The 12,197-nt window shown below is 71.7% G+C and carries 14 protein-coding genes; 8 read left to right on the top strand and 6 right to left on the bottom strand.

Annotated features, from left to right (window positions below; all coding sequences use genetic code 11):
* Positions 1 to 245: 245 nt before the first annotated feature.
* Both HNR61_RS08160 and HNR61_RS08155 read left to right on the top strand, forming a co-directional pair.
* On the top strand, positions 246 to 686 hold the full coding sequence (locus HNR61_RS08160) for a sterol carrier family protein (protein WP_182842513.1): 441 nt from the start codon (positions 246 to 248) through the stop codon (positions 684 to 686).
* Positions 687 to 795: 109 nt separating this feature from the next.
* Entirely contained in the window at positions 796 to 1,422 is a 627-nt protein-coding gene (locus tag HNR61_RS08155) for a LamG domain-containing protein (RefSeq protein WP_182842512.1), read from the top strand.
* A gap of 18 nt (positions 1,423 to 1,440) precedes the next feature.
* Here the strand turns inward: HNR61_RS08155 and HNR61_RS08150 are convergent, their stop codons facing one another.
* Positions 1,441 to 1,827 carry a hypothetical protein gene (locus tag HNR61_RS08150; RefSeq protein WP_182842511.1) on the bottom strand — a complete coding sequence of 129 codons (387 nt, stop codon included), beginning with the start codon at positions 1,825 to 1,827 and terminating at the stop codon, positions 1,441 to 1,443.
* Positions 1,828 to 1,954: 127 nt separating this feature from the next.
* On the opposite strand from HNR61_RS08150, the gene purF reads away from it, so the two are divergent.
* A complete protein-coding gene (gene purF / locus HNR61_RS08145; RefSeq protein WP_182842510.1) occupies positions 1,955 to 3,409 on the top strand; it encodes an amidophosphoribosyltransferase in 1,455 nt (484 codons plus the stop codon).
* A 40-nt stretch (positions 3,410 to 3,449) separates the two neighbouring features.
* Positions 3,450 to 4,478, top strand: a complete 1,029-nt coding sequence (gene purM, locus HNR61_RS08140) for a phosphoribosylformylglycinamidine cyclo-ligase (RefSeq protein WP_182842509.1) — start codon at positions 3,450 to 3,452, stop codon at positions 4,476 to 4,478.
* A gap of 28 nt (positions 4,479 to 4,506) precedes the next feature.
* On the opposite strand, the gene HNR61_RS08135 is transcribed toward purM, so the two are convergent.
* On the bottom strand, positions 4,507 to 5,205 hold the full coding sequence (locus tag HNR61_RS08135) for a hypothetical protein (RefSeq protein WP_182842508.1): 699 nt from the start codon (positions 5,203 to 5,205) through the stop codon (positions 4,507 to 4,509).
* A 479-nt stretch (positions 5,206 to 5,684) separates the two neighbouring features.
* Here HNR61_RS08135 and HNR61_RS08130 point away from each other — a divergent pair, with 479 nt between their 5' ends.
* On the top strand, positions 5,685 to 6,578 hold the full coding sequence (locus tag HNR61_RS08130; RefSeq protein WP_182842507.1) for a helix-turn-helix domain-containing protein: 894 nt from the start codon (positions 5,685 to 5,687) through the stop codon (positions 6,576 to 6,578).
* A gap of 6 nt (positions 6,579 to 6,584) precedes the next feature.
* Here the strand turns inward: HNR61_RS08130 and HNR61_RS08125 are convergent, their stop codons facing one another.
* Complete coding sequence (locus tag HNR61_RS08125; RefSeq protein ID WP_220509134.1) at positions 6,585 to 6,824, bottom strand: DUF397 domain-containing protein; 240 nt, start codon at positions 6,822 to 6,824, stop codon at positions 6,585 to 6,587.
* Positions 6,825 to 7,130: 306 nt separating this feature from the next.
* Between HNR61_RS08125 and HNR61_RS08120 the strand changes: the two genes are divergently transcribed.
* Entirely contained in the window at positions 7,131 to 7,793 is a 663-nt protein-coding gene (locus HNR61_RS08120) for a SanA/YdcF family protein (RefSeq protein WP_182842506.1), read from the top strand.
* 63 nt (positions 7,794 to 7,856) lie between these two features.
* On the opposite strand, the gene HNR61_RS08115 is transcribed toward HNR61_RS08120, so the two are convergent.
* Together HNR61_RS08115 and HNR61_RS08110 are read right to left on the bottom strand one after the other, a co-directional pair.
* Positions 7,857 to 8,072, bottom strand: coding sequence for a DUF3073 domain-containing protein (locus HNR61_RS08115; RefSeq protein ID WP_182842505.1), 216 nt, complete (start codon positions 8,070 to 8,072; stop codon positions 7,857 to 7,859).
* A gap of 302 nt (positions 8,073 to 8,374) precedes the next feature.
* Positions 8,375 to 9,457 (bottom strand): Leu/Phe/Val dehydrogenase, encoded by a 1,083-nt coding sequence (locus HNR61_RS08110; protein WP_182842504.1) that lies wholly within the window; start codon positions 9,455 to 9,457, stop codon positions 8,375 to 8,377.
* 176 nt (positions 9,458 to 9,633) lie between these two features.
* Here HNR61_RS08110 and HNR61_RS08105 point away from each other — a divergent pair, with 176 nt between their 5' ends.
* Together HNR61_RS08105 and bldC are read left to right on the top strand one after the other, a co-directional pair.
* Positions 9,634 to 10,566: a DUF8083 family protein gene (locus HNR61_RS08105; protein WP_182842503.1), complete on the top strand. Its 933-nt coding sequence runs from the start codon at positions 9,634 to 9,636 to the stop codon at positions 10,564 to 10,566.
* A 275-nt stretch (positions 10,567 to 10,841) separates the two neighbouring features.
* Complete coding sequence (bldC, locus tag HNR61_RS08100; RefSeq protein ID WP_012850682.1) at positions 10,842 to 11,045, top strand: developmental transcriptional regulator BldC; 204 nt, start codon at positions 10,842 to 10,844, stop codon at positions 11,043 to 11,045.
* 306 nt (positions 11,046 to 11,351) lie between these two features.
* Here bldC and HNR61_RS08095 read toward each other — a convergent pair whose 3' ends face one another.
* Positions 11,352 to 12,086 (bottom strand): TetR/AcrR family transcriptional regulator, encoded by a 735-nt coding sequence (locus HNR61_RS08095; protein WP_312897811.1) that lies wholly within the window; start codon positions 12,084 to 12,086, stop codon positions 11,352 to 11,354.
* Between the last annotated feature and the right edge of the window lie 111 nt (positions 12,087 to 12,197).

Below are 12,197 nucleotides of genomic sequence, written 5' to 3'. Positions count from 1 at the left end.
AACCTCCGTGTTCTCCTCCGGGGAGACGCGCCCCGAACGCGGTCCCGGATCCTCCCCCCGAACGACGCTCCCCGTGTCGGTACCGCCCGGGGGACGACCCCCCGGGTCCCCGGTCGGCTCCGCCGAACGAGGGCCGGTCCCTTTTTACCGCCTCAAAACCCGTTTTGCTGGCGTTCCATGTGTTCGGAGGGCGACCGGGCGCTGCCTGGCCGCGTTCGCCGCCCGGCAACGATAGCTTTCGGATGATGTCGCGAACACCGCTCACCCGTGCCGTGCTGGACGAGCAGCGCGCCGCCCTCGGCCTGCCGCCCCACGGGGGCTCCGACGAGCCCGCCGACCTGCGCCGGGCCGCCCTCGAAACCGTCCTGACCGCCTACGACACCGGCGCCGAGCCCGCCCGCCCGCTGCTGCGCGGCGCGGTGCGGCACCTGCTGGACCGGCTCGCCGAGGACGCGCCGGGGCGTTCGGTCGAGGTGCGGGTCCCGCCGTACGCCGCCGTGCAGTGCGTCGAGGGAACGCACCACACCCGGGGGACCCCGCCGAACGTGGTCGAGACCGACGCCGCGACCTGGATCGCGCTCGCCACCGGCCGTCTGGGCTGGGACGAGGCGGTCGGGTCCGGCCGGGTGCGGGCGAGCGGTCAGCGCGCGGACCTGACGGCCCACCTGCCGCTGCGGGCGTGGTGACCCGGCCGCTGGCAAGCCGTCTGATTCCGGGCTTTCATTGGTGGTTGTCCCCTGGTGCCGTGGGCAGAGGGGGTACCGGGGACGGTGATCGGGTCCCGGAGGTGAGGCCATGCTCGTCGGGCACTGGACGTTCGATATCGAGACCATCGACGGCCGCCGGGTCGCCGACGCCGCGGGCGGGCCGCCCGCCGCCCTGGACGCGGACGTGGAGATCGTCCCCGGCCGGGACGGGCAGGCCCTCGCCTTCGGCGGCGGCGGCCGGGCCGTGATCCCCGCCACACCGCAGCTGGCGCTCAGCCAGGTGTTCGGGTTCACGGTGGCGTTCTGGGCGAACGTGACCGGCGGGCCCACCGGCGAGTGGCGCGGACTGTGCTTCAAGCAGGTCGCCGCCCACGACGCGCGCGGCATCGGGCTGTGGCTCTACCCGGACGCGATGCGGCTGCGGGTCCAGCTGTTCACGGTCAAGGGACCCGAGTACATCGACAGCCGCCGCACCCTCCCGCTGGAGGAGTGGGCGCACGTGGCGTTCGTCGTGGACACTGACGGCATGTTCCTGTACGTGGACGGCCGGATGGACGTGGCCATCCCGCTGGAGCACGCCGTCGTCACGCCGGGCGGGCCGTTCACGCTGGGGGGCGAGCCCGGAAAGCCCGGCTTCACGGGCCTGCTGGAGGACTTCCGCGTCTACGCGCAGGCGCTCGACGAGAAGGACGTGCGCGCCCTCGCCGCGCCCTGATTCCGGCCGTGTTCCGCGTCACTCCACGGTCGAGCCCGTGGTGGAAGAGGTCTGGGCGAAGGGGAACTTCTGGTCGATGCACCGCTCCCGCGCCGAATGGTCGGGGTAGCGCGCCTCGTCGCCGCACTCGGCCGCCCTCGTCAGCAGGAAGGCCAGGAAGCCGCCGCCCAGCACCAGCGCCGCCAGCGACACCGCCACGCCGCCGGCCGCGAGCGCCCGCGCCGACGTGCCGCGCGCCAGCGCGACCGCGCCCAGCACCAGCCCCACCAGCGCGGGGAGCAGCCCCGCGAAGCACAGCGCCAGCCCCGCCAGCCCGACGATCCCGAGCACCAGCGAGGACTTCGCCATCCCGGCCCGCTCGGGTGCGGACGGCGGTGCGTACGTCCGGTATCCCGGCATCGTCATGAGCCCTCCTCCCTGTCCACGACCAGCGTCGCGTCACCATGGGCATGCCCGTCGTCGCCGGAGGTAAAGGTCGGTTAATGAGATCTGCCGATCGGAGCAGGTGAGAGGGGCGTTTAGACTGGCTGGCGTGCCTCTCGGTGACGGACGTCTGAGCCACGACCTGGACCCCTCCGACCGCGCCCCGCAGGACGCCTGCGGGGTCTTCGGAGTCTGGGTCCCCCCGACCGAATCCGCGCGGGCGGAGGTGAGCAAGCTCGCCTACTACGGCCTGTACGCGCTGCAGCACCGGGGACAGGAGTCCGCCGGGATCGCGGTCAGCGACGGGTCGCGCATCGTCGTCTTCAAGGACATGGGGCTGGTGGCCCAGGTCTTCGACGAGTCGGTGCTGAACACCCTGCGCGGCCACATCGCGGTGGGCCACTGCCGCTACTCCACCACCGGGTCCCCGACCTGGGAGAACGCCCAGCCGACGTTCCGGTCCACCGGGCACGGCGGGCTGGCCCTCACCCACAACGGCAACCTGATCAACACGCCGGAGCTGGCGGACCGCCTGGACTCCGCCGAGCTGACCGCCACCACCGACACCGAGGTCCTCACGGCGCTGCTGGCGACCCGCGAGGGCGGGGCGATGAAGGCGGCCCACGAGATCCTGCCGGTGACGCGGGGCGCGTTCTCCCTGGTGTTCATGGACGAGCACACCCTGTACGCCGCCCGCGACCCCGAGGGCATCCGCCCGCTGGTCCTCGGCCAGTGGGAGGACTGCGGCTGGGTCGTCGCCTCCGAGACCGCCGCGCTGGACATCGTCGGGGCGCGGTTCGTCCGCGAGGTCGAGCCCGGCGAGCTGATCGCGATCGACGGCGACGGCGTGCGGTCCGAGCGCTTCGCCGAGGCCCGCCCCAAGGGCTGCCTGTTCGAGTACGTGTACCTGGCCCGCCCCGACACCACCATCGCCGGGCGCAGCGTCCAGGCGACCCGCGTCGAGGTCGGCCGCCGCCTGGCCATGGAGCACCCGGTCGAGGCCGACATGGTCATCCCGACGCCCGAGTCCGGCACCCCCGCCGCGATCGGCTACGCCGAGGCGTCCGGGATCCCCTACGGGCAGGGCCTGGTCAAGAACTCCTACGTCGGCCGGACGTTCATCCAGCCGTCCCAGACCATCCGCCAGCTCGGCATCCGCCTCAAGCTCAACCCGCTGCGCGAGGCCATCGAGGGCAAGCGGCTGGTCGTGGTGGACGACTCGATCGTGCGCGGCAACACCCAGCGCCAGGTCGTGGCGCTGCTGCGCGAGGCCGGGGCCGCCGAGGTCCATGTGCGGATCTCCAGCCCGCCGGTCGCCTGGCCCTGCTTCTACGGCATCGACTTCGCCTCCCGCGCCGAACTGATCGCCGGGAACTGCGACGTCGAGGGCATCCGCGACTCCATCGGGGCCGACTCGCTGGGCTTCATCTCCCTGGACGAGCTGATCGCCGCCTCGCGGATCGACAAGGACCGGCTGTGCCGGGCCTGCTTCGACGGCGTCTACCCGATCGAGGTCGCGGAGAGCGCCCGCGGCAAGCACGTGCTGGAGCCGACCCGTTCCTGAGCTTGGAACGGTCGATCAACCCCGGGGGGACCGGACAGACATGAGCACCTCCTACGAGGCCGCCGGAGTGGACATCGCGGCCGGCGAGCGCGCCGTGGAGCTGATGAAGGCGCGCGTGGCGAGGTCCCGCCGCCCCGAGGTGGTGGACGACGCCTCGGGCTTCGCGGGCCTGTTCGACGCCTCGGCGTTCCTGAAGTACCGGCGCCCCCTGCTGGCGACCTCGACCGACGGCGTCGGCACGAAGGTGGACCTGGCCCGCCGCCTGGGGATCTACGACACCATCGGCCACGACCTGGTCGGCATGGTCATCGACGACCTGGCGGTGTGCGGCGCCGAGCCGCTGTTCATGACCGACTACATCGCCTGCGGCAAGGTGGTCCCGGAGCGGATCGCCGACATCGTGGGCGGCATCGCCGAGGCGTGCGCCCTGGCCGGGGCGGCCCTGGTGGGCGGCGAGACCGCCGAGCACCCGGGCCTGCTGGGCGAGGACGAGTTCGACGTCGCGGGCGCGGGCACCGGCGTGGTGGAGGCCGACGAGCTCCTCGGCCCCGACCGCGTCCGCCCCGGCGACGTGGTCCTCGCCATGGCGTCCTCGGGCATCCACTCCAACGGCTACTCCTTGGTCCGCCACATCCTGCGGACCACGGACCTGACCCTGGAGTCCACCCCGGCGGACCTGGCGAGGACCCTGGGCGAGGAGCTGCTGACCCCGACCCGGATCTACGCGCGGGACTGCCTGGAGCTGACCCGCGCGGGCGGGGTCCGGGCGTTCGCCCACATCACCGGCGGCGGCCTGGCGGCGAACCTGGCGCGTTCGCTGCCGGAGACCGTGGACGCGGTGCTGCGGCGCGGCTCCTGGGAGGTCCCGCCGCTGTTCCGCGTCCTCCAGGAGGCGGCGGACGTCCCGCAGGGCGAGATGGACAAGACGTTCAACCTGGGCGTGGGCATGGCCGCGATCGTGGCCCCGGAGGCCGCCGACCGGGCCCTGGCCCTGCTGGCCGAACGTGGCGTCCCCGCCTGGGTCCTCGGCGAGACCACCGAGGGCACCGGCACCGCGACCCTCGTCTGATCCGGGACCCGGGCCCACGGAACCGGGATCACAGGGCGGGGCTGGCGGCCGTGCCGTCGTGGGCGCACTCGCCCGGCGGCAGCCAGATCCAGCCCCGGGTCCGGGTCTCCTTGTTCGTGATCTCCACCGGGCGGTAGCGGTCCAGCAGCGAGAAGCCGTACTCGCCGCCCACCTCCGAGTACAGCCGGTCTGAAACGATCATGCACAGATCGGCGGCCGACGCGGCGGCGGCGGCGCGCAGCGGCGCCGAGTCCAGCAGTCGGAACAGGTGGTTCACGGCCTCGCTGACGACCCCGTGGTCGTCGCGCTGGACGAAGCCCGCGTGGACCGCCAGCCGCAGCCGCATGCGCGCGGCGTCGCTGGCCATGCGGTTGCCGTGCCGCAGGACGGCGTGGAGGTGGTGCGCGAGCGGGTCCAGCAGCAGGGGGAACGGCACCCGGGGCGGCAGGACGACCAGGACGCCGTCGCCCCGGTCCTCGCGGTGCGACGGCTCCCATGGCAGCCGGGTCATGGCGAAGACCTCGCGCAGGTGCGCGTAGAGCCGCTCGCGCAGGTGGCGCCGGATGCCGTCGTCCCGCCCGCGGTCGCCGAACGCGACGATGTCCACGGCGAGCACCGAGGTGTAGACCCTGTCCTGGACCGGGGGGAAGGCGGGGGAGGCCACCGGGGAGGCCGCGTTCGGGACCGTCCGCGGCGGGGCCTGCTGGTCAACGGGCTGCATGCTCATGTCGTCATGGCGCCTTTCCTGGCGTTAGGAACTACGACATTTCCCCCCGTCATTGATTATGAGGCCCGTGCGAGAGGGGCCATGTCCGCTGCTGATTGCCCGGCAGAAATCTGCCAGCCGCAGAATGGCACGGTCCCTTTCTGCGCATACCACCCGGGAAAGCGGCAGACGGACACCACGCGCCCTGCCTGCTGGCCGGAGGGCACCTGTCAGAGTGGCAGCGGCCGCGGTACGCCGTGCCACCGGAGGGGCGGCGGGAGACCCAGGTGCTCCGGAAGCGGCGCGGGTGCATTCCGCGAGGCCGCCGATGTCCACCGGGACATCGGTGAGTTGTCGGATGGCTGATCGGACAGTTGCCACTTGGCAGACCGCAAGGTCGCTGTTTTACTCAGATTGACTCGACGGGTGGCCGACGCCGGAGTCCGCCCCCCCCGAGACGGGAGACAGGCCCGGTCTCACCCGCCGAACAAGGGGATGGCATGACGAGTGCTTTCGAACCCGGACCGGTGGTGCAGCGCGCGATCCTCATCAGCGAACTGCAACGGCTCCGCCTCGAACGCGGCGAGACCCAGGACCAGGTGGCGGCGGCCCTGGACTGGTCGACCTCCAAGCTCATCCGCATCGAGGGCGGCACGGTCGGAGTGTCCACCACCGACCTGCACGCGCTGCTGCGGCACTACGGCATCCCCGAGGAGGAGCCGGAGGTCGCGGTCCTCACCAAGCTCGCGCGCGACGCCCGCAAGCGCGGCTGGTGGTCCCTCTACAAGAGCGAGCTGTCACCGGCGTACCAGCAGTACATCGGCTACGAGTCCGGCGCGCTGGTCATCCGCAGCCTCCAGCCGATGGTGGTCCCCGGGCTGCTGCAGACCGAGGATTACGCCAACGCCCTGACCGTCGAGTTCGTGGAGTCGCGTTCCTACCGGGACGTGGTGGTCGAGGTGCGGATGCGACGCCAGGAGGAGATCTTCAGCCGGGCCGAGCCGCCGGAGCTGAAGGTGGTGATCGACGAGGCCGTGCTGCGCCGCCGGGTCGGCGGCCAGGTCGATCCCGGGATCATGCCCCGGCAGTTGCGGCACATGCTCCAGATGCTGGAGCACCCCTTCGTGACGATCGAGGTGATCCCGTTCTCGTCCGGGGCGCACTTCGGGATGATGGGCGAGTTCACGATCCTGGAGTTCCACGACCCCCGGCTCAACGACGTGCTGTTCCAGGAGAACGTCGGCCGCTCGGCCCTCACCGTGATGGATCGCGACACGCGCATCACCGACTACCGGGCGGCGTTCGAGAACCTCCGCCAGATCACGGTCTCGCCGGAGGACACGCCGGCGTTCATCGAGGACATCATCGTCTCGATGGAGCGCCCCGCGGCGTAGGGCGGCTCAGCCGCGCTCGCGGATCGCGTCCCGCAGCGCCGCCCAGGAGGCGGCGGGAACGGGGACGACGGGCCCCTCGACGTCCGTGGAGTCGCGGACGAAGCACGTGGCGTCGAAGGCCGTGACCTCGACGCACTCGGAGTCGACGCTGGCCGACGACTTCAGCCAGCGCACGACCTGCGTCCGCTCGCCCAGACGCAGGAACCCGATTCTGCCGAACGCCCTAGCCGGCGGCTGAGTTGTCACCTGTCATCCCCCGTACCACTCCGCCATGCGGTTGTGGAGCCCAGATTACGTCCGAGAACCAAGCTGCTTACGACCGGTGATATTAGCACTACGGAGAGTAGTGGAACCCGCAGGGGCTCGTACCCTGGGGCGCCCGGTGCGCGCGGGGAAGGAGACACATCTCGCACCCTAGGGGGTTTGGCGCCGCCACGACATGGGAACAAAAGATCTTCTACATCATCCGGACGAATCGCCGTGACGCCGAACCCCGCGCGGCGCGTGATCGTCTGAACGGTTGTGATCAGTACTGCGGGGCGGTGGAGGGGCGTGGCCGGACGGCTCCGGCGGAACGCCGGGGTGGTGGCCGTGACCGGAGGGCTCGGGCTGTACGCCGTGCTCGCCCCCACCGGATGGGCCTACGCGCGGACCGCCGGGTACCGGTTCCCCGCCGACCGGGTCCCGCCGACGCCCGTCGCGCTCGTCCTCGGCGCCGGGATCCGGGACGACGGCACCCCCTCGACCCTGCTCGCGCGGCGCCTGGACCTGGCCGCCGACCTGTACCGGCGCGGCAAGGTCAGGGTGCTCCTCGTCTCCGGGGACAACCGCTTCAAGGGGTACGACGAGCCCACGGTGATGCGCGACCACCTCGTGCGCGCGGGCGTGCCCGAACGGAGGATCGTCCGGGACTTCGCGGGGCTGGACACTTGGGACTCCTGCGCCCGCGCCCGGCGGATCTTCCAGGTGGAACGGCTGACGATCGTCACGCAGGAGTTCCACCTGCCGCGCGCCGTGGCGCTGTGCCGCGCCGCCGGGCTCGACGCCTACGGCGTCGGCGACGACAGCATGGCCGGACGCAGGGACGCCACGGTCAGCGGCTACCTGCGGGAGCCGCTCGCCATGATCAAGGCCGTCGGCAGCCTGGTGGGCAGGCCCGACCCCGCGCTGCTCGGCGACACCGAGAACGGGGTGCGCGACGCCCTGGCCGGGTGAGTTCGGCAAACAAACGCCACTGCCCGGACCTACGGTCACGGGCAGTGGCGGAGCGTCCGAATATCAGCGACCGGTGGAGTCGCGGTCGTCCTTGCCGTAGTCGTCCGCGTAGTCGGCGTACTTCTCGACGAGCTCGTCGTAGTCGACGTCGTCCCTGTGGGCGGGGGAGTCGGATACTCCCAGCTCGCTCTTCAGGCGGTCGAGGTCCGTGCCGCCGCTGTTGTACTTGAGCTGGCGGGCAACCTTTACCTGCTTGGCCTTGGCTCGGCCGCGACCCATTGGCTCGACCCCCTCGATGGTCAGGGCTTTAGTGGGCCCATCAACTCAACGCGCGCGTGTACCACACGAACCGGTGCCTGATGAGCCATGCGTCAGTCACGAGTACAACCGTACCCGTTTTGCGCCCGGCTCGGTACATCGTCAGTACGTGGCGGCGGCGATCGTTGCGGAGAACCCCAGTGTATAGGTTGATTGCGCGTTCACAGACTCGGGGCGACACGGACGCCCGCGCCCGGGGCGAACCCGGGCGCGGGCGTGGGGATTCCGCGGGCGGCGCCGCGTGGTCCCGCCGGATCCGCAGGTCAGAGCAGGATGCCCCGCAGGCGGCCGATGTCGGACATCCTGCGCTCGGCGAGCCGGTCGGCCGCCACCGCCGGGGGGACGCCCTCGTCGGCGGCCAGTTCGAAGATCTTCTTGGTGGTGTCGAAGATCCCGGTGGCGCGCGCCTTGGCCCGGTCGAAGTCGAAGCCGTCGATCTCGTCGGCGACCTGGATCACACCGCCGGCGTTGACGACGTAGTCGGGGGCGTACAGCACACCGCGGTCGGCGAGCTGCTTCTCGATCCCGGTGTGGGCGAGCTGGTTGTTGGCCGCACCGCAGACGATCTTGGCGGTGAGGGCCGGGACGGTGTCGTCGTTCAGCGACCCGCCCAGCGCGCAGGGGGCGTAGACGTCCAGGTCCGCGTGGACCATGGCGTCCTGGTCGGCGACCACGTCGATCTCGGGGTGGCGGGCCCGCAGGCGCTCGACGGCCGACTCGTTGACGTCGCACACCACGACCTCGGCGCCGTCCTCGCGCAGGTGCTCGACCAGCCGGTGCCCGACCTTGCCGACGCCCTCCACTCCCACGCGCCTGCCGCGCAGGCTGGGGGAGCCCCACACGTGCTCGGCGGCGGCGCGCATGCCCTGGTAGGTGCCGAACGCCGTCAGGATCGAGGAGTCGCCCGCCCCGCCGTGCGCGACGGTGCGGCCGGTCACGAAGCGCGACTCGCGCGCCACGACGTCCATGTCCTCGCTGAAGGTGCCCACGTCGCAGGCGGTGTAGTAGCGGCCGTTCAGCGACTGCACGAACCGCCCGTAGGCCCGCAGCAGCGCCTCGGACTTGTCGGTCGCCGGATCACCGATGATCACGGCTTTGCCGCCGCCCAGGTCCAGCCCGGCCAGGGCGTTCTTGTAGGCCATCCCGCGCGACAGGTTCAGCACGTCGGCGAGCGCCTCCTCCTCCGACCCGTAGGGGTAGAAGCGGGTGCCGCCCAGCGCGGGGCCGAGCGCGGTGGAGTAGACGGCGATGATGGCGCGCAGGCCGCTGGCCTCGTCCTGGCAGAAGACGACCTGCTCGTGTCGGGGTTCTGTGCCCTTGTGGAGCGACCCGAAGACATTAGGCACGGTAGTGCCCTCCTCTCTGTCCCTAAGATCAGCCTAGGGGTGGCACAGGTCACCTCGCCCGGTCTGGGGTGCTTTCGTTTCCGGATCGTGTGCCGGACTGTCCCGGAGGTAACACCGGGATCTCGGAGGCGGCGAAGCGTGCCGCGTTTCGGACGGCCTCATGCCACGATGCGGGAGTGCTTCCGTACGCGGCGTACCTACGGGTATATGAGCCGGTGACCGCCTTCCCGGAACCGGCGCGGACGTTGTGGACGGCCTACGCCGACTCCCGGCGGCGTCCCCGCCGCGTGCACGCGCTGCGGGCCGAGCAGCGCGAGGCGCTCGGGCGCCTGGCCGCGCGCCCGCCGCGCCCCGCCCCTGAACGCGAGAGCGAGCACGCCTACGTGCGGCGCTCCGACGACATGATCTACGTGTGCCCGTGGGAGACGCGGCTGCGGTCGTGGCGGTCCTTCGCCCGGTTCCGGGAGCGGACGCCGGAGTCGCTGGCGGCCCGGTTCGTGCCACCGCTGGTGACCGCCCGTGTCGAGGAGGAGTTCGAGCGCTGGAGGCGGTCGGGCCGGAACCTGGACCCGCACATCCAGTGCAGCACCTGGCACGTTCCGATCGCGTGGTTCGTCCCGTTCGCGGCGGCGGAACGGTGCCTGGTGCTGGGCGGCGCGCCGGGCGCGGCACCCGGATCCGGGGCCGAATCCGCCGAGGTCTTGCCGGAACACGCAAGTCGTGGCCCGGCAACGGCCGTTCCGGCGCGTACTCTCATCTACGTCACCTCCATGCCCGAGGCGCGCCGTCGGGTCGCCGCCGCGCTGCCGGTCGTGCGCGACGGCCTCGGGGAGGGGGCCGACCAGGTCGCGCCACCGCTGGCCGCCGGACATCTGGAGGCGCTCGGCCGCTGGCTCGCGGGTTTCCATCCGCACGCGCTGGTCGAACTCGACTACGGCGGGCTGGTCCACCTGCTGGACGACGACGCGCTGCGGTCCGACGAGTCGGTGGCCGAGATCGGCGTCGCGCTGGCCGCGACGGCCCGCGGCGAGGTCGAGCTGACCGTCGCGATGTACAAGCGGCTGCTGGCCCGCTGGCGCCCCGTGCGGGCGCTGGAATCCGCGAACTGAACAAATTTCCTGAATCCCTGCGCGATACGACGATACGTGTCGCTAGAATCACTCAGCGTGACCCGGTGACCACTCTTCGCAGGGCGGGAGCACCGTCACCCGCCCCCGTGGATGGGTGACAACAGAGCAAAGGTACTTGCTTGTTGCGATGAGTGGTGGCAAGGTTACACGTTGTGATGTCATAGTGGCTCTTTCGGGCCATAGGGGACATCAGTGACCGCGCGAGATGAATCGCAGGATCGCTGTCATCGGTCCACGGAGGAGAGGCCGCACACATGTCAGCACGTACGCCAGAGGCCGAGCCCCTGCTGACGCCGGCAGAGGTGGCGACGATGTTCCGCGTCGACCCCAAGACCGTCACGCGGTGGGCGAAGGCGGGAAAGCTCACGTCCATCCGGACGCTGGGGGGACACCGGCGCTACCGCGAGGCTGAGGTGCGGGCGCTGCTGGCGGGTATCCCGCAGCAGCGTTCGGAGTGACGCCTGGGGGCGTCGCACCGGTCGGCGAGCGGCACCACGGGCTCGCCGGACGCGCACCGCGTCAGTAAGGGGGGAGGTCTGGAGGCCCCTGGACAGCCCGCACGAACCGTCCATGTGCGTGCGGTCGTCCCGGCCGGGACGGGCAGAGGTCTCCCGACCGACGGACGAGACCACGATCATCCGAGAATCGCGGTCCCGGACCACTCACCATCAAGAGCGGACGCCCCGTCCGTGGCCACACGCCCACCGGGCAGGTGGCCACGGACGGGGTTTTCGCGCTTTCCGGCCGCCGCGCCGCAGAGGGGCCTACGGCCGCCCCATCTCCTCCTGCGCCAGCCGGTCGAACAGCTCGCCGATGCTCGGGTCGTGGTTGCCCGCCGCGTGCAGCAGGACCACCAGATGGTCCACCAGCAGGCGTTCCAGCAGGTCGCGCTCCAGGTCGCGGTTCTCCAGCCAGTCCAGGCCCGCCGTCTCCACCGACGCCATCCACGAACGCAGCGTGATCCGCAGGACCGGGGGCGGGGCCTCGATCTCCAGGGCGGTGAGGATGCGGCTCAGCAGGAGCTGCCGGATGCCGTCGACGATCTCGCCGACCTCGCCGGAGCGGTCGGCCGGGCCGCCGCGCAGCAGGGCGGTGTAGCCCGCCGCGTGGCTCTCCACGAAGTCGAAGTACCGCTCCAGCGAGATCCGCAGGCGTTCGAGGGGGCTGCCCTCGGTGGGCGGTTCCAGCAGGTCGGACAGCTGCTTGGCGGCGCTGCCCAGCGCGGCCAGGTACAGCTCGTACTTGCCGCCGAAGTAGTGGTAGACCAGCGCCCGCGACGCGCCCGCCGCGGCGGCGACGTCGTCGATGGAGATGTCCTCCGGCGCCCGCGTGCTGAACAGCTGCAACGCCGCGGCGATCAGCTCCTCGCGGCGCTCGTCGACGCTCAGCCGCCGCCGTCCGCGCTGGCCCGCGCCCGACGGCGCGCCGGAGCGCCCGCCGCGCGCCGGGTTCTTGGCCCGGTCGCCTGTCCTGCCGCCCGCCACTGCACGATCTCCCACCTGGGCAGGGTATCCGAGGGAACGCGGGCCCATCGCGCACGCGCCCGCCCCGGGGCCGCCGGCGGGACCGTCGCGGAGCCCCGGAAACGGCCGCGGACCACCATGATCAGG

It is taken from the genome of Actinomadura kijaniata, assembly GCF_014138665.1.
Lineage (GTDB): Bacteria > Actinomycetota > Actinomycetes > Streptosporangiales > Streptosporangiaceae > Spirillospora > Spirillospora kijaniata.
This window is presented reverse-complemented; position numbering and strand designations above follow the sequence as displayed.

Bases quoted from the DNA above. Each gene is read 5' to 3' on its own strand.
- purM (WP_182842509.1), top strand. From the start codon at position 3,450: ATGAGCACCTCCTACGAGGCCGCCGGAGTGGACATCGCGGCCGGCGAG.
- HNR61_RS08160 (WP_182842513.1), top strand. From the start codon at position 246: ATGTCGCGAACACCGCTCACCCGTGCCGTGCTGGACGAGCAGCGCGCC.
- bldC (WP_012850682.1), top strand. From the start codon at position 10,842: ATGTCAGCACGTACGCCAGAGGCCGAGCCCCTGCTGACGCCGGCAGAG.
- HNR61_RS08155 (WP_182842512.1), top strand. From the start codon at position 796: ATGCTCGTCGGGCACTGGACGTTCGATATCGAGACCATCGACGGCCGC.
- HNR61_RS08135 (WP_182842508.1), bottom strand. From the start codon at position 5,205: ATGAGCATGCAGCCCGTTGACCAGCAGGCCCCGCCGCGGACGGTCCCG.
- HNR61_RS08130 (WP_182842507.1), top strand. From the start codon at position 5,685: ATGACGAGTGCTTTCGAACCCGGACCGGTGGTGCAGCGCGCGATCCTC.
- HNR61_RS08115 (WP_182842505.1), bottom strand. From the start codon at position 8,072: ATGGGTCGCGGCCGAGCCAAGGCCAAGCAGGTAAAGGTTGCCCGCCAG.
- HNR61_RS08150 (WP_182842511.1), bottom strand. From the start codon at position 1,827: ATGACGATGCCGGGATACCGGACGTACGCACCGCCGTCCGCACCCGAG.